The sequence below is a fragment of the Microbacterium sp. NPDC056003 genome, assembly GCF_042274785.1.
Taxonomy (GTDB): domain Bacteria; phylum Actinomycetota; class Actinomycetes; order Actinomycetales; family Microbacteriaceae; genus Microbacterium.
Window position 1 is genome coordinate 1 of sequence record NZ_JBHJXQ010000002.1, and the last position, 20,266, is coordinate 20,266.

Annotated in this window: 20 protein-coding genes and 1 tRNA gene; 7 read left to right on the plus strand and 14 right to left on the minus strand. The window is 70.1% G+C overall.

What is annotated here, in order from left to right:
• Positions 1–99: 99 nt before the first annotated feature.
• Positions 100–172 (minus strand) — tRNA-Arg (locus tag ACFC1W_RS09270).
• Between the two features lie 105 nt (positions 173–277).
• Between ACFC1W_RS09270 and ACFC1W_RS09275 the strand changes: the two genes are divergently transcribed.
• Positions 278–490 (plus strand): methyltransferase, encoded by a 213-nt coding sequence (locus ACFC1W_RS09275; RefSeq protein WP_241110465.1) that lies wholly within the window; start codon positions 278–280, stop codon positions 488–490.
• Positions 491–541: 51 nt separating this feature from the next.
• Here ACFC1W_RS09275 and ACFC1W_RS09280 read toward each other — a convergent pair whose 3' ends face one another.
• The gene (locus ACFC1W_RS09280) at positions 542–1,180 is read right to left on the minus strand and encodes a YitT family protein (protein ID WP_375991508.1); all 639 of its coding nucleotides are present in this window, start codon (positions 1,178–1,180) and stop codon (positions 542–544) included.
• Positions 1,181–1,242: 62 nt separating this feature from the next.
• Between ACFC1W_RS09280 and ACFC1W_RS09285 the strand changes: the two genes are divergently transcribed.
• The gene (locus tag ACFC1W_RS09285; protein ID WP_375991510.1) at positions 1,243–2,667 is read left to right on the plus strand and encodes a PLP-dependent aminotransferase family protein; all 1,425 of its coding nucleotides are present in this window, start codon (positions 1,243–1,245) and stop codon (positions 2,665–2,667) included.
• A gap of 66 nt (positions 2,668–2,733) precedes the next feature.
• Here ACFC1W_RS09285 and ACFC1W_RS09290 read toward each other — a convergent pair whose 3' ends face one another.
• A complete protein-coding gene (locus ACFC1W_RS09290) occupies positions 2,734–2,994 on the minus strand; it encodes a hypothetical protein (protein ID WP_375991513.1) in 261 nt (86 codons plus the stop codon).
• 228 nt (positions 2,995–3,222) lie between these two features.
• Between ACFC1W_RS09290 and ssb the strand changes: the two genes are divergently transcribed.
• The 4 genes from ssb (at position 3,223) to ACFC1W_RS09310 (ending at position 6,616) form a co-directional block, all read left to right on the plus strand.
• Entirely contained in the window at positions 3,223–3,744 is a 522-nt protein-coding gene (ssb, locus tag ACFC1W_RS09295; RefSeq protein ID WP_375991516.1) for a single-stranded DNA-binding protein, read from the plus strand.
• A 42-nt stretch (positions 3,745–3,786) separates the two neighbouring features.
• Complete coding sequence (locus ACFC1W_RS09300) at positions 3,787–4,320, plus strand: DUF6993 domain-containing protein (RefSeq protein WP_375991519.1); 534 nt, start codon at positions 3,787–3,789, stop codon at positions 4,318–4,320.
• Positions 4,321–4,428: 108 nt separating this feature from the next.
• On the plus strand, positions 4,429–6,108 hold the full coding sequence (gene ettA, locus ACFC1W_RS09305; RefSeq protein WP_191766852.1) for an energy-dependent translational throttle protein EttA: 1,680 nt from the start codon (positions 4,429–4,431) through the stop codon (positions 6,106–6,108).
• On the plus strand, positions 6,101–6,616 hold the full coding sequence (locus ACFC1W_RS09310) for an acyl-CoA thioesterase (RefSeq protein WP_375991521.1): 516 nt from the start codon (positions 6,101–6,103) through the stop codon (positions 6,614–6,616). Before ettA ends, ACFC1W_RS09310 begins: the two co-directional genes overlap by 8 nt.
• 61 nt (positions 6,617–6,677) lie before the next feature.
• Here ACFC1W_RS09310 and ACFC1W_RS09315 read toward each other — a convergent pair whose 3' ends face one another.
• Entirely contained in the window at positions 6,678–7,526 is an 849-nt protein-coding gene (locus ACFC1W_RS09315; RefSeq protein ID WP_375992859.1) for an acyl-CoA thioesterase, read from the minus strand.
• Between the two features lie 102 nt (positions 7,527–7,628).
• Between ACFC1W_RS09315 and ACFC1W_RS09320 the strand changes: the two genes are divergently transcribed.
• Positions 7,629–8,306 carry a hypothetical protein gene (locus ACFC1W_RS09320; RefSeq protein WP_375991524.1) on the plus strand — a complete coding sequence of 226 codons (678 nt, stop codon included), beginning with the start codon at positions 7,629–7,631 and terminating at the stop codon, positions 8,304–8,306.
• A gap of 5 nt (positions 8,307–8,311) precedes the next feature.
• On the opposite strand, the gene ACFC1W_RS09325 is transcribed toward ACFC1W_RS09320, so the two are convergent.
• From ACFC1W_RS09325 to ACFC1W_RS09370, 10 genes are all read right to left on the minus strand, one after another.
• Entirely contained in the window at positions 8,312–9,982 is a 1,671-nt protein-coding gene (locus ACFC1W_RS09325; protein ID WP_375991526.1) for an FAD-binding dehydrogenase, read from the minus strand.
• 55 nt (positions 9,983–10,037) lie between these two features.
• Positions 10,038–10,556, minus strand: a complete 519-nt coding sequence (locus tag ACFC1W_RS09330) for a globin (RefSeq protein ID WP_375991528.1) — start codon at positions 10,554–10,556, stop codon at positions 10,038–10,040.
• Positions 10,553–11,644: a mechanosensitive ion channel family protein gene (locus tag ACFC1W_RS09335; RefSeq protein ID WP_375991530.1), complete on the minus strand. Its 1,092-nt coding sequence runs from the start codon at positions 11,642–11,644 to the stop codon at positions 10,553–10,555. Before ACFC1W_RS09335 ends, ACFC1W_RS09330 begins: the two co-directional genes overlap by 4 nt.
• Before the next feature lie 77 nt (positions 11,645–11,721).
• Entirely contained in the window at positions 11,722–12,411 is a 690-nt protein-coding gene (locus tag ACFC1W_RS09340; RefSeq protein WP_375991532.1) for a response regulator, read from the minus strand.
• A complete protein-coding gene (locus tag ACFC1W_RS09345; RefSeq protein ID WP_375991534.1) occupies positions 12,404–13,663 on the minus strand; it encodes a sensor histidine kinase in 1,260 nt (419 codons plus the stop codon). The genes ACFC1W_RS09340 and ACFC1W_RS09345 overlap by 8 nt, the downstream gene beginning before the upstream one ends.
• A 10-nt stretch (positions 13,664–13,673) precedes the next feature.
• Positions 13,674–14,534, minus strand: coding sequence for an ABC transporter permease (locus tag ACFC1W_RS09350; protein WP_375991537.1), 861 nt, complete (start codon positions 14,532–14,534; stop codon positions 13,674–13,676).
• On the minus strand, positions 14,534–15,442 hold the full coding sequence (locus ACFC1W_RS09355) for an ABC transporter ATP-binding protein (RefSeq protein ID WP_375991539.1): 909 nt from the start codon (positions 15,440–15,442) through the stop codon (positions 14,534–14,536). The genes ACFC1W_RS09350 and ACFC1W_RS09355 overlap by 1 nt, the downstream gene beginning before the upstream one ends.
• Positions 15,443–15,522: 80 nt before the next feature.
• On the minus strand, positions 15,523–18,069 hold the full coding sequence (gene pepN / locus ACFC1W_RS09360) for an aminopeptidase N (protein WP_375991542.1): 2,547 nt from the start codon (positions 18,067–18,069) through the stop codon (positions 15,523–15,525).
• A gap of 105 nt (positions 18,070–18,174) precedes the next feature.
• Positions 18,175–19,866 (minus strand): SulP family inorganic anion transporter, encoded by a 1,692-nt coding sequence (locus tag ACFC1W_RS09365; protein WP_375991545.1) that lies wholly within the window; start codon positions 19,864–19,866, stop codon positions 18,175–18,177.
• Positions 19,863–20,252 carry an ArsR/SmtB family transcription factor gene (locus ACFC1W_RS09370; protein WP_375991547.1) on the minus strand — a complete coding sequence of 130 codons (390 nt, stop codon included), beginning with the start codon at positions 20,250–20,252 and terminating at the stop codon, positions 19,863–19,865. Before ACFC1W_RS09370 ends, ACFC1W_RS09365 begins: the two co-directional genes overlap by 4 nt.
• Between the last annotated feature and the right edge of the window lie 14 nt (positions 20,253–20,266).

Below are 20,266 nucleotides of genomic sequence, written 5' to 3' on the forward strand. Positions count from 1 at the left end.
CGCAACACGATGAAAGCCCCCGGCCGCTGGCCAGGGGCTTCCAAAACGTGACCTATGACGCGACTCAGGTGAGACCTATGTCGCGACTCATCACACTCGCCCCTCCGGGAGGATTCGAACCCCCGACCTGGCGGGTAGAAACCGCTCGCTCTGTCCCCTGAGCTACGGAGGGAAGGGTCCCACCAGGCTATCGGTTCGCGGGATCGCGTGCCGGATGCTGGCGTCCGTGCGTGTCCGGGCGTAGCGTCGGCATCGGACGCATCGAAAGGAGTTCACCATGAGCACCACAGAGACGCACCACACCCTGTGGGTGGCCTACGGCCCGTCGGGTGTCGTCGGCAGCATCCGCAAGGACGACGACGGCTACACGGTCACGATGGCAGGCGCCGATTCCGTCGCGGGCACCTATCCGTCGATGGAGATCGCCAAGAGCGCGCTGCACTCCCGCATGACCCCGGGCAGCGATTGGCCCGAGTTCCGGGAACACTGACCGTCGCGGCACGATGAGGACGGTGGGAGCGGATGCCGCTCCCACCACATGTCAGCGCCGCGAGGGGGCGCCGACCGGAGTCGCCTGGTCTTCGGCGGACTCTGCGGAGAGTGCGGTCCGGCGCGTGTCGAGCAGCGGCAGGGCGATGTGCACGAGTGGGCCGATCAGGAATGCGAAGAGCACGGTGCCGATGCCCACGGTGCCGCCGAGCAGCCAGCCGATGCCGAGGACGGTGAGCTCGACCAGCGCTCGGCACGTCCAGATCGGCCACCCGAGCCGCTTGTGCATTCCCGTCATGAGCCCGTCACGGGGTCCTGGCCCGAAGTGCGCGCCGATGTACAGACCAGATGCGATCGCGACGGTGACGATGCCTCCGAGCAGGACGGCGAACTGGGCGACGATGCCCGAGATCGGCGGGAACCCCCACAGCACGAGCTGCATGCTCGTTCCCACGAGCAGGATGTTCGCGATCGTGCCGACGCCGGGCTTCTGGCGGAGGGGGATCCAGAGCAGGAGCACGAAGAATCCGAGGAGGTTGGCGACCCAGCCGATGCCGATGCCGGTGTGGATCGACAGGCCCTCGGCGAGGACGGTCCACGGGTCGACCCCGAGTCCGGCCTCGACGGTCATCGCGCAGCCGACCCCGTACAGCACGAGACCGACGAAGAGCTGGATCACACGACGAGTCATAGGTCCATCCAATCGCAGGATTGGCATGTACGAAACAGTCCAATGTGCGTATTCTGGCTCCCATGGACTCGAGGATCTCTGCTCGTGCACTCGGCGTGGCCCTCGGCGGCTGGCGCACGCGTGAGCCGGCCTACGAGGCGTTGGCCGATGGCATCCGCCTCCTCTGCCTCGACAATCGGCTGGCGCCGCGCACGGCTCTGCCGGCCGAGCGGGAGCTCGCGGCCGCTCTGCACCTGAGTCGGAGCACCGTCGCTGCGGCGTACCGGAGCCTCCGCGAGACCGGCCACATCACGAGCCTCCGTGGGTCGGGAAGCGTGACCCTTCCGCTACGGCGCCACGACCCGGGGAGGGCCTCGGCCCCGGACGGCGCCGTCGACCTCCAGCAGGCGAGCCCGCCGGCCTGGCCCGGCCTCGCCGGGATCATGGCGGACGTCGCCGGCGGGGCGGCGTCGCTGGTGTCACGGGTCGGGTACGACGTGCTCGGGAGCGTGGAGCTTCGGGAGGCGATCGCCGCGCACTACGAACGGCGCGGCGTTCCGACCTCGCCGAGTGAGGTGCTCGTCACCACCGGCGCGCAGAGCGCGATCCACCTCGTCGCCTCCGTGCTGCTCGGACGCGGCGATCGCGTCGTGGTCGAGACGCCGACGTACCCGCACGCCGTCGATGCCCTGCGACGGGCGGGTGCGCGCCTCGTCGGCGTGCCGGTGACGACGGATGCCGGGTGGGATGTCGACCGGGCGGAACAGGCTTTCGCGCGCACATTGCCCGTGATGGCGTACCTCATGCCCGATTTCCAGAACCCCACGGGGCGATCGATGTCGGCTCTCGAGCGCGACGCCTTCCTCCTTGCGGGGGAGCGGGCCGGATCCGTGCTCGTTCTCGACGAGACGACGGCCGACCTCGACATCGATCGGGGGCCGGTCGATGCCGGCTTCACCGGCGGAGACCCGTCGAGCGTGGTGCGGATCGGGTCGCTGGGGAAGACGGTGTGGGGAGGTCTACGCGTCGGCTGGATCCGCGCCGAGGGCGATCTCGTCCGGCGCTTCGTGGCTGCTCGCCCGGCGCACGACCTCGGCACGCCGGAGTTCGAGCAGGCCGTCGCCGCTGCCCTGTTCTCGGACTTCGCCGGCATCGCGCAGCAGCGGTCCTCGCTGCTGCGCGCGGGCCGCGATGCGCTCGTCGCCGCGCTGGGGCCGGCACTGCCGGAGTGGCGCGTGCCGACGACACACGGCGGAGTCTCGTTGTGGATCGAACTGGACGCCGCACTGAGCTCCGCTCTCGTGATGGACGTGCGATCGCGGGGAGTCCTGCTCTCGGCAGGTCCGCGCTTCTCGGTGGAGGGTGGCCACGACAGGCACCTGCGCCTGCCGTTCACGGCGCCCCCCGACGAACTCGTGCGCGCTGTGACGGCGCTGGCCGAATCGTGGCGACGCGTGAGGGCTGGTGCCCCCGTGTCGATCGTGGATCAGCTCGAGTCGGTCGTCTGACGCGCAGCCGCCACGGGCGGCGTCGCGTCCGCCGCCCGTCGCGTTGTCGAGGCTCTGACGCTCCTGTCACCGGGCGAAGCGGATGCAGTCGATCGCGTCGTCGGCCGACCAGAACTCGCCGAGCTCGAGGAAGGCCCGCGTCGCCGACTGGAAACGCCGTGCGCGGTACCGGATGCCCGAGCCCTCGGCGAGCGCCTGGAGATGGCCGATGACGCGGCCGCCGCGGTCGATGACGCGCCACAGCGACGGTGCTGCAGGGGCCAGGCGTACGGGAACACCCGGCGCGGGGGTGGGTGCGGTGATCTGGCGCTCTTCGGTAAGTCTCATCGGAACTCCTCTCGAGTCGAACATATGTGCGACCTCCGACATCGCCCTCGTCGCGCATCTGCCCCGGCTCCTCCACAGAACCCCTGATGCGAGGGCGATCCCCAGAACGGGGAGTGGGCTGCGTGTGCTCACGTCGCACGCCCCAACCTGGTGACACCGCCGGCGCCTGCCGGGCACGCAGGCGCCGGCGGGCCCGGAGACCGTCTCCGGATCGAGAGGAGACCGCCCATGAACGACAGCATCACCATCACCGGCAACATCGCGACCGAGCCGCAGCACAAACGAACCGCGGCAGGTGTGCCGATCACGACCTTCCGGGTGGCGAGCGGCCAGCGCCGCTACGACCGCGCCAGCGACGCATGGGTCGACTCTGAGACGAACTTCTACTCGGTGTCCGCATTCCGAGGGCTCGCCGAGCATGCGTTCCAGTCGTTGCGCAGGGGTGAGCGGGTGATCCTCAACGGCAGGCTGCGCGTGCGCAACTGGGACAACGGCACGAAGAGCGGCACCGACGTCGAGATCGAAGCCGACGCGATCGGTCACGACCTGATGTGGGGCACGACGACGTTCGTGAAGGCCGCCCGTGCCGCCTCGACTCCGTCCGGCGACGCCGCCGCTGCAGACGCGTGGGCGGCGCCGGGCAGCTCGACGGGCGATGCGACCGATGCGACGGCGACCGCCCAGACGTGGCACGCCCCCGGCGAGGAGGACGGGCCACGAGAGCCGGCGGACGTGGAGACGCCGTTCTGACCTCCCAGCGGAACTCGCGATGCCGGGCCCTAGACTCTGTCCGTGGCCCGACATCCCGAGTGCTCCGCCCGCCGCGCGCGGACGCATGTGGGCCTCCGTGTGGCCGGTCTCGCGCTCGTGGTGGCCGTTGCCTGCCCGCTGGCGGCGTGCACGGGAGGCGGGTCGCTCGAACCAGCCGACCCGGTGCAGACCGGCACCGGCTCACCCACCGCAACCTCGACGGCTGCCCCGACCCCATCTGCGCCGGCGCTGCTCCCCGACGCATCGGCCGTCGAGAACCTGCCCTTCTTCTCCTCGATCGTCGATCGGGTGTGGGCGACGGAGAACCGAGCGGCAGGCCGTGCTTATATCGATGCGCTCGTCAAGGGTGGCTTCGACAAGGCGGCGATGGAGGTCACCCGTGACACTTCCACCGTGGGCAACCCGGCGGAGAGCATCCAGTTCGCCGTCCGCTGGCAGGATGAGTGCCTCGTCGGGCAGGTCGGCCCGGCGACGGGCGAGCCCTACACGGTGGTCGTACCCGTCCTCGCCGAGGGGACCTGCCTCGTGGGCGACACGCGTCCGATCGACTGGTGAGCATGCCTGCCCTCGGCGCGTGCCGCACAGCGGCAGGCCTCGGCGGCGGCGTACGGCCGGTAGGCTGGGACGCTGACGTCGTCAGGCTTAGGAGAACGTTCACAAGACATGGCTGAATACATCTACTCGATGGTCCGCGCCCGCAAGGCGGTCGGAGACAAGCTCATCCTCGATGACGTCACGATGGCGTTCCTCCCCGGAGCCAAGATCGGCATGGTCGGTCCGAACGGCGCCGGAAAGTCGACGATCCTCAAGATCATGGCCGGCCTCGACACACCGTCGAACGGCGAGGCGAAGCTGAGCCCCGGCTTCAGCGTCGGCATCCTCATGCAGGAGCCCGAGCTCGACGAGTCCAAGACCGTGCTCGAGAACATCCAGGACGGCATCGCGATCAAGGCGAAGCTCGACCGCTTCAACGAGATTTCGGCGCTCATGGCCGACCCCGACGCCGACTTCGACGCGCTCCTCGCCGAGATGGGCGTGCTTCAGGAGGAGATCGACGCCGCTGACGCGTGGGACCTCGACTCGCAGCTCGAGCAGGCGATGGATGCGCTGCGCACTCCGCCCGGCGATGCGCAGATCGCCCCGCTCTCCGGTGGTGAGAAGCGTCGTGTCGCGCTCACGAAGCTTCTGCTTCAGAAGCCCGATCTCCTGCTCCTCGACGAGCCCACGAACCACCTCGACGCCGAAAGCGTGCTGTGGCTCGAGCAGCACCTGCAGAAGTACCCCGGCGCCGTGATCGCGATCACGCACGACCGGTACTTCCTCGACAACGTCGCCGAGTGGATCGCCGAGGTCGACCGCGGGCGGCTGATCGGCTACGAGGGCAACTACTCGACCTACCTCGAGAAGAAGGGCGAGCGCCTCGCCATCCAGGGCAAGAAGGACGCGAAGCTCGCCAAGCGCCTGGCCGAAGAGCTCGAGTGGGTCCGCTCCAACGCGAAGGGCCGCCAGGCGAAGTCGAAGGCCCGGCTCGCGCGTTACGAGGAGATGGCGGCCGAGGCCGATCGCACGCGGAAGCTCGACTTCGAGGAGATCACCATCCCCCCGGGCCCGCGCCTGGGCAGCATCGTCATCGAGGCCAAGAAGCTGCAGAAGGGCTTCGACGGCCGATCCCTCATCGACGGCCTGAGCTTCAGCCTTCCGCCGAACGGCATCGTGGGCGTCATCGGTCCCAACGGCGTCGGCAAGACGACCCTGTTCAAGACCATCGTGGGGCTCGAACCGCTCGACGGGGGCGACCTCAAGATCGGCGAGACGGTCAAGATCAGCTACGTCGATCAGTCGCGCGCCAGCATCGACCCGAACAAGACGCTGTGGGAGGTCGTGTCCGACGGACTCGACATCATCACGGTGGGCAAGACCGAGATCCCGTCGCGGGCGTACGTGTCGAAGTTCGGCTTCAAGGGGCCCGACCAGCAGAAGAAGGCCGGCGTGCTCTCCGGTGGTGAGCGCAACCGCCTGAACCTGGCGCTGACGCTCAAGGAGGGCGGCAACCTGCTGCTGCTCGACGAGCCCACCAACGACCTCGACGTCGAGACGCTCCAGTCGCTCGAGAACGCGCTTCTCGAGTTCCCCGGCTGCGCCGTCGTGATCACGCACGACCGGTGGTTCCTCGACCGCATCGCCACGCACATCCTGGCGTACGAGGGCACCGACGAGGACCCCGACAAGTGGTACTGGTTCGAGGGAAACTTCGAGGCGTACGAGGAGAACAAGATCGAGCGCCTCGGGCCCGACGCGGCCAAGCCGCACCGCTCGGCCTACCGCAAGCTCACCCGTGACTGACGACCGCTCGGCAGGCGCCGCCGGCGGGCGGCGCCTGCACATCCCCATCCACCTGCGGTGGGGAGATCTCGACGCGTTCAATCACGTCAACAACACCTCGATGCTCAAACTGCTCGAGGAGGCGCGTGTGCGCGCCTTCTGGGTCCCCGAGCCGGGGGAGGACGCGCCCGACACCGCCGTGCTCGACTCGAGCATCTTCAGCGGGGTGCTCACGCTCATCGCCCGTCAGGAGATCGAGTACCTCGCGCCCGTGCCGTATCAGCGGCACCCGCTCGACGTGCAGATCTGGTTCGCGAAGCTCGGCGGGTCGAGCATCGAGGTCTGCTACGAAGTGTGCAGCCCCGTCGAGATGGCCGTGGACGGCGTCCAGACGGTGCTGGCCCGAGCGACGACCGTCGTCGTCAAGGTGGACGCCGAGAGCGGACGCCCGCTGCGGTTGTCCGGGGCGGAACGGGCCGCCTGGTCGCCGTACCTCGGAGAGCCGGTCGTCTACGCCCACCGCCGCTGAGCCGCGCGCCTCCGCGCCGCGCCGCTGACCGGGGCCACGGGGGGCTGAGCCGAGGCGGCGCTCAGCCCGCTTCGGGCACGCGCACCATGATCTCCTGGGCGACGCTCGCCAGCAGCGTGCCGTCGTGCGAGTAGACGCGCCCGGTGGCCAGTCCGCGTCCGCCTCGTGCCGACGGGGACTCCTGGACGTACAGCATCCACTCGTCCACCCGCCCGAAGCGGTGGTACCACATGGCGTGGTCCAGGCTGGCGACCTTGAGGCCCCGCGTCGCCCATGCGATGCCGTGGGCGCGCAGGATCGACTCCTGGACCGTCAGATCGCTGAGGTAGGCCAGAGCCGCGCGGTGGATCGCCGGTGAGTCGGGGATCGGCCGGCGCACCTTCATCCACACGGCCTGGCTGGGCGAGCGCTCCCCTTCGACCGTGAGGTAGATCGGCGACGGCACGTGACGCAGATCCACCGGACGGTCGGTGAACAGTCGCTTCGACATCGGATGCAGTCCGTGCAGGTGCGACTCGATGTCGGGAAGCTCGTCGGGGGCCGGGACGCCCTCGGGCATCGGTGCCTGGTGGTCGATCCCGGGATCCTCGTCTTGGAAGGAGGCGATCATCGAGAAGATCGGCACACCCTCCTGGTAGGCCTGCGTGCGCCGGGTGGAGAACGAGCGTCCGTCATGGATGCGGTCCACGGCGAAGGTGATGCCCTTCGCCGAGTCGCCGGGACGAAGGAAGTAGCCGTGCATGGAGTGCACGTGGCGGTCGACGGGCGTGGTGCGGGCTGCGGCGACCAGTGACTGCGCCAGCACCTGTCCGCCGTACACGCGGCCCAGCGGCATCGACTGCGAGACGCCCGTGAAGATGTCCTCCTCCGTGCGCGCATCCGATCCCGCGAGGTCCAGCACGGACAGCATCGACGCGACGGGATCGGGGTCTGGCTCCCACTCGGCCTGTTCCACGCGACTCCCTTCCGGGCGCGCACGGCGCCTGTCGTTCCGCTTGGTAGCTTAGGGGCGATGCCTCCCCGCCTGATCCTCGCCGACGCCGAGTCGGCGGCCGACGTCCTCACCTTCGCCGGCCGATCGGACCGTTTCACCGACGAGGGCGTGCGGCTCCAGGCGACGAGCGGGGTGCTCGTGATGACGGCGGCCCCGCTGGCCCCGCGCGGAATCGGCGACGCGACCCCGACGGTGCTCGCGATGAGATCGGTCGCAGCCGACCCAGAACTGGTGTGCGACCTGGCGGTCGAGGCATCCGCTCTGCGCGCCGTCCCGGGCGAGCCGTCGGCGGTCGAGCTGCCCGAGACGGCGCTCTCACCGGCGTGGGCGGGCATCACTCCGCCGCGCAGCGGCTGGACGGAGCGCGAGGGCATCGATGCGTCGATGCTCGCCGCGAAGGCGCAGGGCGGCATCGCCCGGGTCGCCGACGCGGTTCCGACCGACGCCGGCGAAGACATCGTGCGCGCGATTCGCGCGACAGTGTGGGGCGAGCCCGATGACGAAATGGGCGGGCTTCCCCTCGGCGTCGCCTACGCCGCACTCAGCATGGGCTTCATCAGCGGCGCCGAGACCGGGCGCGTGCGCGTCAACGGGCCGTGGACGCGCCTCAGCCTGGAGCGAGGCCACGTGGTCGTGCGCGGCCCCGCGGTCATGGGACTCACGCCGGTGCGGCGCACCGGATCCCGCGACAGCTGATCGGCTCAGACCGCGGCTGCGGCCGCCCGTCCGGCCGTGCGGCCCGAGAAGAGGCATCCGCCCACGAACGTGCCCTCCAGAGCGCGGTAGCCGTGGACGCCGCCGCCGCCGAAGCCGCTGGCCTCACCCGCTGCGAACAGGCCCGGAATCGGCTCGCCGCCCGTGCCGAGCGCGCGCCCCGACAGGTCGGTCTCGATGCCGCCGAGCGACTTGCGCGTGAGCACATGCAGCTTCACGGCGATCAGCGGCCCGGACTCGGGGTCGAGGATACGGTGCGGGTTCGCGGTGCGAATCAGCTTGTCGCCGCGGTACGACCGCGCCGAGCGGAGCATGGCGATCTGCGCGTCCTTGGTGAAGTCGTTGTCGATCTCACGATCGCGCGCCTCGATCTCGAACCGCACGCGGTCGCCGTCGAGCACCTCGCCGCCTGGAAGCGCCTTCATGCCGGCGATCAGGTCGTCGAGGTCGTCGCGCACGATGAAGTCGGCGCCCTTGTCCATGAACGCCTGCACCGGCCCGGCGGCTCCCTTGCCGAGGCGCGACTTCGCCAGCAGCTTCACGTCCTTGCCGGTGAGGTCGGGGTTCTGCTCGCTGCCCGAGAGCGTGAACTCCTTCTCGATGATCTTCTGCGACAGCACGAACCACGAGTGGTCGTGGCCTGTCGCACGCAGGTGCGCGAGCGTGCCCAGGGTGTCGAAGCCGGGGAAGAGCGGGACCGGCAGGCGCTGGCCGGTCGCGTCGAGCCACACCGACGACGGGCCGGGGAGGATGCGGATGCCGTGATCCGGCCACACCGGATCCCAGTTCTGGATGCCCTCGACGTAGTGCCACATGCGGTCGCCGTTGATCAGGTTGGCCCCAGCGGCCGACGACACCTCCTGCATCGAGCCGTCGACGTACGCGGGGACGCCCGTGACCATCGTCTGCGGCGGAGTGCCGAGACGCTCCGGCCACCACTTGCGCACGAGGGCGTGGTTGCCGCCGATGCCGCCCGACGACACGATCGTGGCTCCCGCGGTCACGGCGAACGAGCCGACGACCTCGCGCGACGAGGCGTACCCCCGCGCGGCGCCGGACGGCGCGAGCACGTCGCCTTCGGCCCCGGTCACGATCCCGCCGGTCACGGTGAGCGAAGTGACCTTGTGGCGCGGGAGGATCGTGATCCGCCCCTGCGTCTCGGCGGCCTCGACGGCGGACTGGAAGGGCGCGACGATGCCAGGGCCCGTGCCCCACGTGATGTGGAAGCGCGGCACCGAGTTGCCCGGGCCGGTGGCGGTGTAGCCGCCACGCTCGGCCCAGCCCACGACCGGGAAGAACCGCACGCCCTTTTCGCGCAGCCAGCTGCGCTTCTCCTCGTGCGCGAACTGCAGGTACGCCTCGGCCCAGCGTCTCGGCCAGGCATCCTCCTCGCGATCGAAGCCCGCGTTGCCGAACCAGTCCTGCCGGGCGAGCTCGAGCGAGTCCTTGATGCCCATGCGCCGCTGCTCGGGCGAGTCGACGAAGAAGAGGCCCCCGAACGACCACCACGCCTGGCCGCCGAGATTCGAGCGGGGCTCCTGATCGACGATCACGACCCGCTTGCCCGCGGCGACGGCCTCGCTCGCGGCCACGAGGCCGGCGAGACCCCAGCCGATCACGAGGAGGTCCGCGGAGTGGGTGGCGGGCGCAGCGGGCATGTCGACTCCTTTGTCGGGTGCGAGTTCGTCGGTTGCGAGGTGGTGCGGGGGCGGGTCAGGGCGTCGCGTCGCCACGCGCAGGTGGCTCGGCGGTGAGCGGTATGGCCGAGCGCGGGGCGCCCGCCTCGGGAGCGATGGGGCGGGATGCCGCGTCACGTCCGTTCGCGGCCGGCCCGATGCCGGTCGGCTCGAACGTGTTCACCATCGCATGGGCGGCGCGCTGCAGGTAGTCCCACAGCGTCGCCTCATGCAGCGGCGAGAGCTTCAGGTCGTCCACCGCCGTGCGCATGTGCGCGAGCCAGCGGTCGCGGGCGTCGGGATTGACGTGGAACGGCACGTGGCGCATGCGCAGACGCGGGTGGCCGCGCTGCTCACTGTACGTCGTGGGCCCGCCCCAGTACTGCTCGAGGAACATCGTGAGGCGGTCCTTGGCGGGCCCCAGGTCTTCCTCGGGGTACATCGGGCGCAGCACCTCGTCCTCGGCGACACCGCGGTAGAAGACGTCGACGAGGCGCACGAAGGCATCGTGACCGCCGATCTCGTCGTAGAAGCTCAGGGGCGCGGCATCCGTCATGGGGTGACCTTCGGGTCGTCGTCGGGCGCTTCCGGCGGAGGAGTCTTGGGCGTGCGCTTGGGCTTCCACACGGGGCGGGAGGCAGCGGGCGGGGGAGTGACCGTGGTCGGCTTCGTCTTCGGGGGGTTGGCGCCGCGCACGCGCAGGGCGCCCTCGATGCCGGAGGGCATGATCGTGTTGAGTGCCGGCAGTGTGATGCCCGCCTCGTCGAGCGCCTTCTTCAGGCGCATGCGGAGCTCCCGCGCGACGTCGTCCTTGGCGTTGGCGCGGGTCTTCATGACCAGGCGGATCACGAGCGCGTCGCCCGAAATCGACTCGAGTCCCCAGACCTCGGGCTGCTCGAGGATGCGGGTGCGCCACTTCGCATCTTTCGCGAGGCCCTTCGCGGTGGTGAGCATGAGGTGCTCGACCTCGTCGATGTCGGCGTCCACCGGGATCGACAGGTCGACGATGACACGCGACCACCCCTGCGACAGGTTGCCGATCCGGGTGATCTCGCCGTTGCGCACGTACCAGAGCGTGCCGTTGACGTCGCGCACATGGGTGACGCGCACGCTGACGTACTCGACGATGCCCGAGGCGAGCCCGAGATCGACGACGTCGCCGATGCCCACCTGATCCTCGGCGACGATGAAGATTCCGTTGAGCACGTCCTTGACGATGTTCTGCGCGCCGAACCCGAGGCCGGCGCCGACGGCCGCTGTGAGCAGCGTGAGCGAGCCGAGGGCGTTGGGCGCGAGGACGTTCACGATCAGCAGGAGCGCGATGATGACGACTGTCACGTTCACGATGTTCTGCAGGATCGAGCCGAGCGTGCGGGTGCGCTGCACGAGTCGCACCGACGCGAGCGGGGAGCGCTCCAGCGCCTGCGTGTCGTCGACGTTGGCCTTCGACTTCGCCCCGTTCACGATCCGGTTGACGACGCGGCGGATGACGAAGCGCAGAATCCACACGACGATGACGGCGCCGATGAGGATGCCGACGACGCTGAGCGCGGCCCAGCCTGCGCTCACGAGGAAGTCCAGGAACTGGGTCCACGCCGTCGGCTCCGCGGGCACTTCCGGCTCAATGACATCGAGGTGGATCATCGAGACGATCCTAACGACCGTCGCCCGTGCGTCCGCCGAGCGTGGGGACGCTTCTGCGACGTGTGCCGGGAGCGCGCTCAGGCTCCGGCCGACGCGTCGCCCGGGACGATGCCCATCCGGTGCGCGAGGATCACCGCGTGCACGCGGTCTCGCGCGCCCAGCTTCGCCAGCACGCGGCCGACGTGCGTCTTGACCGTGGATTCGCTCACGAAGAGCTCTGCGCCGATCTCGGCGTTGGTGAGTCCCCGCGCCATCGCGACGAACACCTCGCGCTCCCGCTCGGTGAGCTCGCTCGCGGCGTCGGCTCCCGGGCCCCCCGCGGGCGCGGCGTCGGGCAGCCGGTCGCCGAACATCTCCAGCATCCGTCGTGTGACCCGGGGCGCGAGCACGGCGTCACCGCCGTGAGCCGCCCGGATCGCGGCGGTCAGCTCATGGGGGTGCGCGTCCTTGAGCAGGAACCCGCTGGCACCCGCGCGCAGCGCGGCGAACGCATATTCGTCGAGGTCGAACGTGGTGAGGACGACGATGCGGGTGGCGGGATGCTGCGCGACGAGCTGCCTCGTCGCCTCGATGCCGTCCATGCGCGGCATACGGACGTCCATCAGCACGACGTCGGGGCGCAGCATCCGCACCTCTTCGATCGCCTGCGCCCCGTCGGACGCCTCGCCGACCACGTCGAGATCGGGCTCGGCCTCCAGGACCAGGCGGAACCCCAGTCGGATGAGCTTCTCGTCGTCGACCAGCATGACGCGGATCGGTTCAGGCATGCGGTCCCTCCGGCGGGATCTCGGCGGTCAGGCGCCACGTGGTCGGTGAGCTCGGCCCGGCCGCCAGCGTGCCGCCGAGGTTCGCGACGCGCTCCCGCAGTCCGGTCAGACCCCAGCCGACGTCGCCGCCGAGGTCATCGGCTCGCACCCCGTCGTTCTCGACGGTGATGCGGATGCCCTCTCCCGTGTAGGCCGTGGCCGCGCGGATGAAGGTCGCCTCGGGTGCGTGGCGCATCGCGTTGGTGATGCCCTCCTGCACGATGCGCAGCACGGCGAGGCGGTGCGCCGTGGGGACGGTGGGCTGCCCGGAGACGGTGAGCGTCACGGGGGCGCCGGCACCACGGGCCGCCTCGACGATGTCGTGAAGCGAGGCATCGAGCAGCGGTTCGAGGGGAGCGTCGGCGTCGCCGTCGTCGCTGCGCAGCACGCCCAGCATCACGCGCATCTCGGTGAGGGCGTCGCGGGCGGTCGCGGCGACGGTCCGGCTGACCTCTCGTGCCCGCCGCGCGTCGGCGGTCGCCGCCGCACCCTCGGCGAGCGCCACCACGACCGTCAGCGAGTGCGAGACGATGTCGTGCATCTCGCGTGCGATCCGGGTGCGCTCTGCGGCCGCGGCGAGCTGGGCCTGCTGGTCGCGCTCGATCACCAGCTGGCGCGAGCGGTCGATGAGTGCGTCGAGGTACCGGCGGCGATTGCCGATGTTGACGCCGATCAGCGCGGCGACGAGCAGCCCGACGATCGTGCTGCCGGCGAGGTTGACGTAGACACCGGCGCTCGTCGGGTCGAAGAGCGAGTAGCCGAGCGCGTTCACGGCGAGCACGCCGGCGGCGACGCCGAGCGCTGTCCAGCAGGCGCGCACGCTGCGGTACACCGCGATCGAGTAGAGGGCGATGAGGGCTGCCGGGCCGCTCACCGTGGCGGCGAAGCCGACCTCCACGACGAGCGTGGGGAGCATCGCCACGATGAACACCCGTACCGGGATGCGGCGTCGCCACACGAGCCCGACGCAGGCGATGGCCGACAGGCCGATCGCGATCCCCGCACCCCATCCGCTGAGCCCGTCGGCGACCGAAGAACTGGCCGCGACGGCGGGGAACGACAGCAGCAGCGCGACGACTGCGATGACGATGTCGGTGGTCAGCGGATGCCGCTCCCAGAACCGTCGGATGACGCCGGGAGGCCGCGGCAGACGCAGGTCGTCCTCGGTCGGGGGCTGGCCCCGGCCGAGGACGGAAGTGGGTGTCCTGCGCACCTCGCCGACTCTACGCGTCGCGGGTCTTCAGCACCGCGATCCCCCCGGCGATGACGACGGCCGTCCATGCGAGGAGCGTCACCAGAGCGGGGACGGGCTCCAGCGTGATGCCGGTCATCGGAGAACCCATGAAGAGCGACTGACCGGCGTTCGACGGCAGGTACCCCGCCGCGTCGTGGATCCACTGGAAGGACTCCACACGGGGGAAGAACATCACGAGGATGGGCGCGACGAACACGAGCCCGATGCCCGCGGCCAGCGCTCCTGGGCCGTTGCGGATGATGAACCCCACGCCCACGCCCATCACCGCGATGAGTGCGAGGTACAGCGCGGCGCCGAGCACCGGGAGGACGGAGCTGTCGGGATAGCCGAGGTCGAGGGGTCCGGTCGGCAGGATCGGCCCCGATACGAGGGCGGAGGCGGTGAAGACCACGACGCTCGAGACGAACATGGTCACCGCGAGTACGATCGCCTTCGCGAACAGCGGGGCAACGCGTCCGGGCGCCGCCGTCAGTGTCGAGCGGATCATGCCCGTCGAGTACTCGCCGGTCACGGTGATCGTGCCGAGGATCATGGCGAGCAGCTGCGTGAGCACGGTGCTGAAGACCACGACCTGCACCGCCTGGCGGTTGGCCTCCACGACGGGCATGGGGGGCACGTCGCCGGCGAAGCTCGCGAGCGAAGTGGCCATGAGCAGGCTGAGCCCGATCGAGACGAGCGCGACGAGACCGATCGACCACCAGGTCGAGCGCAGCGTCGTGAGCTTTATCCACTCCGAGTGCAGGAGATGGCCGAACGAGAGCCGGTACGCCGAGGACGCGGGGGGCGCGTCGGCGCCGGTCGACCGGGCGGGAACGGTGGTGGTGGTCATCAGAGATCCTTCGTCTTGTACTCGACGTCGTCGCCGGTGAGGCGGAGATAGGCGTCTTCGAGGGTGCCGGAGGTGGGGGTGAGCTCATGCAGCGGGATGCCCCGGGAAGCGGCGGTGTCGCCGATCTCGGCGGCGAGCGCGCCCTCGACGTCGATGAGGTCGGAGGCGAGGTGGGTGACGCTCACACCGTCGCGGGCGAAAATGCCGGCCAGTTCGGTCGCGCGGGGGCTGCGCACGCGCACCGTGGCGCGAGTCCACTGCCGCACGAGCTCGTCGGCCGGGGCGTCGGCGAGCACGCGTCCGCGACCCAGCACGATGATGTGGTCGGCCGTGAGCGACATCTCGCTCATGAGGTGGCTCGAGAGCAGGACGGTCTTGCCCTCGGATGCCGCGTACCGCACGAACCGCCGAACCCACATGACGCCCTCCGGGTCGAGGCCGTTCACGGGCTCATCGAGGATCAGCGTGTGCGGGTCTCCGAGCAGCGCTGCCGCGATGCCGAGTCGCTGCCCCATGCCCAGCGAGAAACCGCCGGCGCGCTTGCGCGCCACCGAGGCGAGTCCGGTGATGTCGATCACCTCGTCGACGCGGGTGCGAGGGATGCCGTGCGTCGCCGCCATCGCCCGGAGGTGGTTCCGAGCGCTGCGGCCCGAGTGCACGGCCTTGGCGTCGAGGAGCACGCCGACCTCGGTGAGCGGCGACGGCATGCCCGCGTAGTCGCGACCGTTCACGGTGACCGCGCCGCGGGTGGGACGGTCCAGTCCCACGATCATGCGCATGGTGGTGGACTTGCCGGCGCCGTTCGGCCCGAGGAAGCCGGTCACCTTGCCGGGGCTGACGGTGAAGCTGACATCGGCGACGGCGTGTTTGGCGCCGAAGCTCTTGCTGAGGTTCTCTGCGACGATCATGCTTCGACGCTACGGAGAGACCCCCCTCCGGCACATCGGCCGAGAGGGGGGTCTTCGCGGAGCGGGGTGGTACCGCGGTACTACTGCGCGTCGCGCTCCTGGACGGCCAGGGCGCGCTCCACACCCGCGAGGTTCTCCGCGACGAGGCGGCGGAGCGCGGGCGCTGCCTCGGCGTTCGCCTCGAGCCACGCCCGGGTCGCGTCGCGCAGCCGGACGTCGGCGAGCGGTGCCGGGTAGAGCCCGAAGATCAGGTACTCGGCGATCTTGTACGTGCGCGACTCCCACACCGGCAGCAGCGAGGCGAAGTACGGCTCGATGTAGTCGGCCAGCAGCTCGCGGCCGGCCGGGTGCACGAAGCCGAGTGCGGCCGACCGCACGATCGTGTTCGGCAGATCGTCGCTGTCGATGAGCGATGACCAGGCGGCCGCCTTCGCTTCGGCGGTCGGCAGGGCGGCCTTCGCCTGTGCGGCGAACTCGCCGCCCTTGGCGGTGTTGTCGGCCTCCAGCGCGGCGTCGACCTCGGCCGCCGTCACGACCCCGCCCGCAGCGAGTGCGACGAGAAGCTGCCACGACAGGTCCGTGTCGATCTCGAGGCCGTCGAACGACACCTCGCCGTCGCGCACCTGGCGCACCTTCTCGACCTGCGCCGCCGTCGCGGTCGCACTCGCGAACGCGGTGACGAACTGCAGCTGGCTGTCGCTGCCGGCCGCGGCGCCCTGAGCGAGCTCCCACAGGGCGTCGGCCACCTTCTCGCGCGTGGCAGAGCGCTTCTCGGGCGCGACATACGCGTTGGCGGCGAGCAGCAGCTGAGCGAGAGTGGTGCGCACCGTCGTCGACTCGGTCTCGGAGCCGATGTTGCGCAGCACGAGGTCGACGTAATCGGACGCGGATGCCTCGGCATCGCGCGTCTGGTCCCACGCGGCTCCCCACACGAGCGAGCGGGCGAGGGGATCGCTGATCTTGCCGAGGTGATCGATGGCCGTCTGCAGCGAGCGGTCGTCGAGACGGATCTTGGCGTACGCCAGGTCGTCGTCGTTCAGCAGAACGAGGTCGGGGCGCCGGCGCCCCTTCAGCTCGGGCACCTCGGTCAAGTCGCCGTCGACGTCGAGTTCGATGTGGTGCACGCGCACGAGCGCGTCGCCCTCGACGTCGTAGAAGCCCACGCCCAGGCGGTGCGGGCGGATCGTCGGGTAGTCGGCGGGCGCGGTCTGCACGATCGCGAAGCGCGTGATGGCTCCGTCGACGTCGGTCACGATCTCGGGCGAGAGCGTGTTGACGCCGGCGGTCTCGAGCCACTTCTTCGACCACGTCGAGAGCTCGCGGCCGCTCGTGGACTCGAGCTCCGCCAGCAGGTCGGAGAGCTCGGTGTTCGACCACTCGTGCTTCTTGAAGTACGCCGCCACGCCGGCGAAGAACTGCTCGATGCCGACCCACGCCGCGAGCTGCTTGAGGACCGAGCCGCCCTTGGCGTACGTGATGCCGTCGAAGTTGACCTGGACGTCTTCGAGGTCGTTGATCTGCGCGACGACGGGGTGCGTCGAGGGGAGCTGGTCCTGGCGGTACGCCCAGGTCTTCTCCATGGCGTTGAACGTGGTCCATGCCTCGGTCCACTCGGTGGCCTCGGCGGTCGCGATCGTCGACGCCCATTCGGCGAACGACTCGTTCAGCCAGAGGTCGTTCCACCACTTCATCGTGACGAGGTCGCCGAACCACATGTGGGCGAGCTCGTGCAGGATCGTGACGACGCGTCGCTCCTTGACGGCGTCGGTCACCTTCGAGCGGAAGACGTACGACTCGGTGAAGGTCACCGCGCCGGCGTTCTCCATCGCGCCCGCGTTGAACTCCGGCACGAAGAGCTGGTCGTACTTGGCGAACGGGTACGCGTAGTCGAACTTGTCCTCGAAGTACGCGAAGCCCTGACGGGTCTTCTCGAAGATGTAGTCGGCGTCGAGGTGCTGCCAGAGACTCTTGCGTCCGTAGACGCCCAGGGGGATCACGCGGCCCGACGAGCTGGTCAGCTCGGAGAACGTCGCCTCGTACGGACCGGCGATGAGGGCGGTGATGTACGACGAGATCCGCGGGGTCGCCTCGAAGGTCCACGTCGCGCTGCCGTCGCCGTGCGCCTCGGGCTCGGGAGTGGGGCAGTTCGAGACGACCTTCCAGGCGCGGGGCGCCGTGACGGTGAACTGGAACGTCGCCTTCAGATCGGGCTGCTCGAACACCGCGTACACGCGGCGCGAGTCGGGAACCTCGAACTGCGAGTAGAGGTAGACCTCGTCGTCGACCGGGTCGACGAAGCGGTGGAGGCCCTCGCCCGTGTTCGTGTAGAGGCAGTCGGCGTCGATCACGAGCTCGTTCTCGGCCTCGAGCCCGGTGAGCTCGATGCGCGACTCGGCGAACGCGGTCGCGGGGTCGATCGAACGGCCGTTGAGGGTGACCTCACGGATCTCGCGCGCGATCAGGTCGATGAACGTGTCGGCTCCCGGCGTCGCCGAGAAGCGCACGACGGTGCGCGAGGCGAACACCTCAGCGCCCTTCGTCAGGTCGAGCGCGATCTCGTACGAGTGGGTGTCGATGATGGCGCGACGCTCCTGCGCCTCGCTGCGGGTGAGGTTCTCTCCAGGCACTGCTCTGCTCCCGTGGGTGAGGGTCGGTGATCTCGATACGCAGCCGGGGGCCGCACTCGATCCGCTGGCCGCAGCGCTGATGGCGCCGGCGACAACCGTCCTAGCCTATGCGCTGTCCTTCTGCGCTTCTCGACGGATGTGGACTCGTGCGTGCTCGATCGCGCCGGGCAGGTCGGTGAAGAGGTGCTTGTGGTGCCGAAGCGAGCTCAGCACGCCCACCGTGCGGAAGAGCTCCTCGTGGCCGGGCTGCACGCCCTTGATGAGAACGGTCACCCCGCGCCGCTCGAGGGATTGCACGATGTCGCTCAGGATGTGAGCGCCGGTCGCGTCGACGAGCTCCAGCTGCGACATCCGCAGGATGACCACGGACGCCCCCTCCGTGCGCGTGACGGCGTCGAACACGCGGTCGGCCGCCGCGAAGAACAGCGGGCCGTCGAACCGGATGATCGCGATGCGGTCGTCTCCCGGCTGCGCGGGCTCGGGCAGCGGCTCTCGGCTGACGCCGGTGGCGCGCGAGAGGTTGCGCACGGCGAACACCCCCGCGCACAGCACGCCGATCGCCACGGCGACGATCAGATCGAACGAGACGGTGATCACCGCGGTGATCACGAACGCGAGGGCATCGGCGCGCGTGGACCGCAGGATCGAGCGGACGGTGGCGGTGTGCACCATGCGGGTGGCCGTGACCATGAGCACACCGGCCAGCGCCGCGAGCGGGATCATCCCGACCGGACCGGCCGCCACGAGGACGATCAGCAGCAGCACGATCGCATGGGTGATCGAAGCCAGCCGGGTCCGACCGCCGGACCGCACGTTGACCGCGGTGCGCGCGATGGCGCCCGTCGCCGGCATCCCTCCGAAGAGTCCCGACCCGATGGAGGCGAGGCCCTGGCCGACCAGCTCTCGGTCGGGGTCGTACGCGCCGGTGTCGGCGAGGGAAGCCGCGACACGTGCCGACAGGAGCGACTCGATGGCGGCAAGAGCGGCGACCGTCAGGGCCGCCGGCACGAGCGTCACCAGCGTGCCCGGCTCGATGGCGGGGAGTGCCGGAGCGGGCAGGGACGAGGGCAGGACGCCGATCAGGGCCAGCGGTGACGACAGCAGCGCGGCCAGTGCGGCGACGAGCACGATGCCGATGAGCGAGCCGGGGAGCGACCGGTGGAGCTTGGGCGCCGCGATCATGCACACGGCCACGATCGCGACCGCTCCCAGAGCCCACGGTACGTATGCCCAGTCGGCGCGCGCCACGGCCTGCACAGCGGCGATCACCGGGTTGGAGCTGTGCTCGCCGGCGGTGGCGGTCGTGGGCGAGACGAGAAGCGGAACCTGCTGGAGGAAGATGATCACCGCGATCCCGAGGGTGAAGCCCTCGATGACCGGCCACGGGATGAACGACACCGCGCGTCCGAGCCGCAGGGCGCCGGCCGCGAGCACGACGATGCCTGCGAGCACGCTCACGGCGGCCACGGCGGCGGCGCCGTGAGTCGCGACGATCGGCAGCAGCACCACCACCATCGCCCCCGTCGGACCCGACACCTGCACAGAGGACCCGCCGAAGACGGCCGCGATGAGTCCGGCCACGATGGCCGTGATCAGGCCCGCCTCAGCCGAGAGGCCCGAGCTCACGCCGAACCCCAGCGCCAGCGGGAGCGCGACGATGCCGACGGTGACGCCCGCGATCAGATCACCGCGCCAGGTGCGGCGGGCGAGGCGGTAGTCGGCCGCCGAGGGGAGGAAAGTGAGCGTCGCTGCGCGCAGCCGGCTCCGCCGGGGTGAGGAGGAGGCAGAAGCGGTCATGAGTCTGCGTCAGCGGCGCGAGGTGTCGCCGGGGTGAGGTCGGGCAGCTCGTCGACGTCGGCCGCGCGCGCGCCGTCGTTGCGCACGATGTCGCGCAGCAGCGCTCGTGCGACGGAGAGCAGCTCGGCGACCTTCTCATCGGCGAGGCGATAGTAGACGTGGCTGGCGCGGCGCTCCGACTCGACGAGGCGATGGCGCCGCAGGACGGCGAGGTGCTGTGAGAGGTGGGATGCCTCGAGCCCCGTCGACTCCTGCAGGGCGGCGACGCTCACCTCTGTGGCCGCGGCGAGGAGCTCGAGGATGCGGATGCGGAAGGGGTGGGCGAGGCCCTTGAAGAGGCCGGCCTTCACTTCGTACAGCGGTCGCTGCTGCGGGGATAGTGGCATGATGGAACCATCAT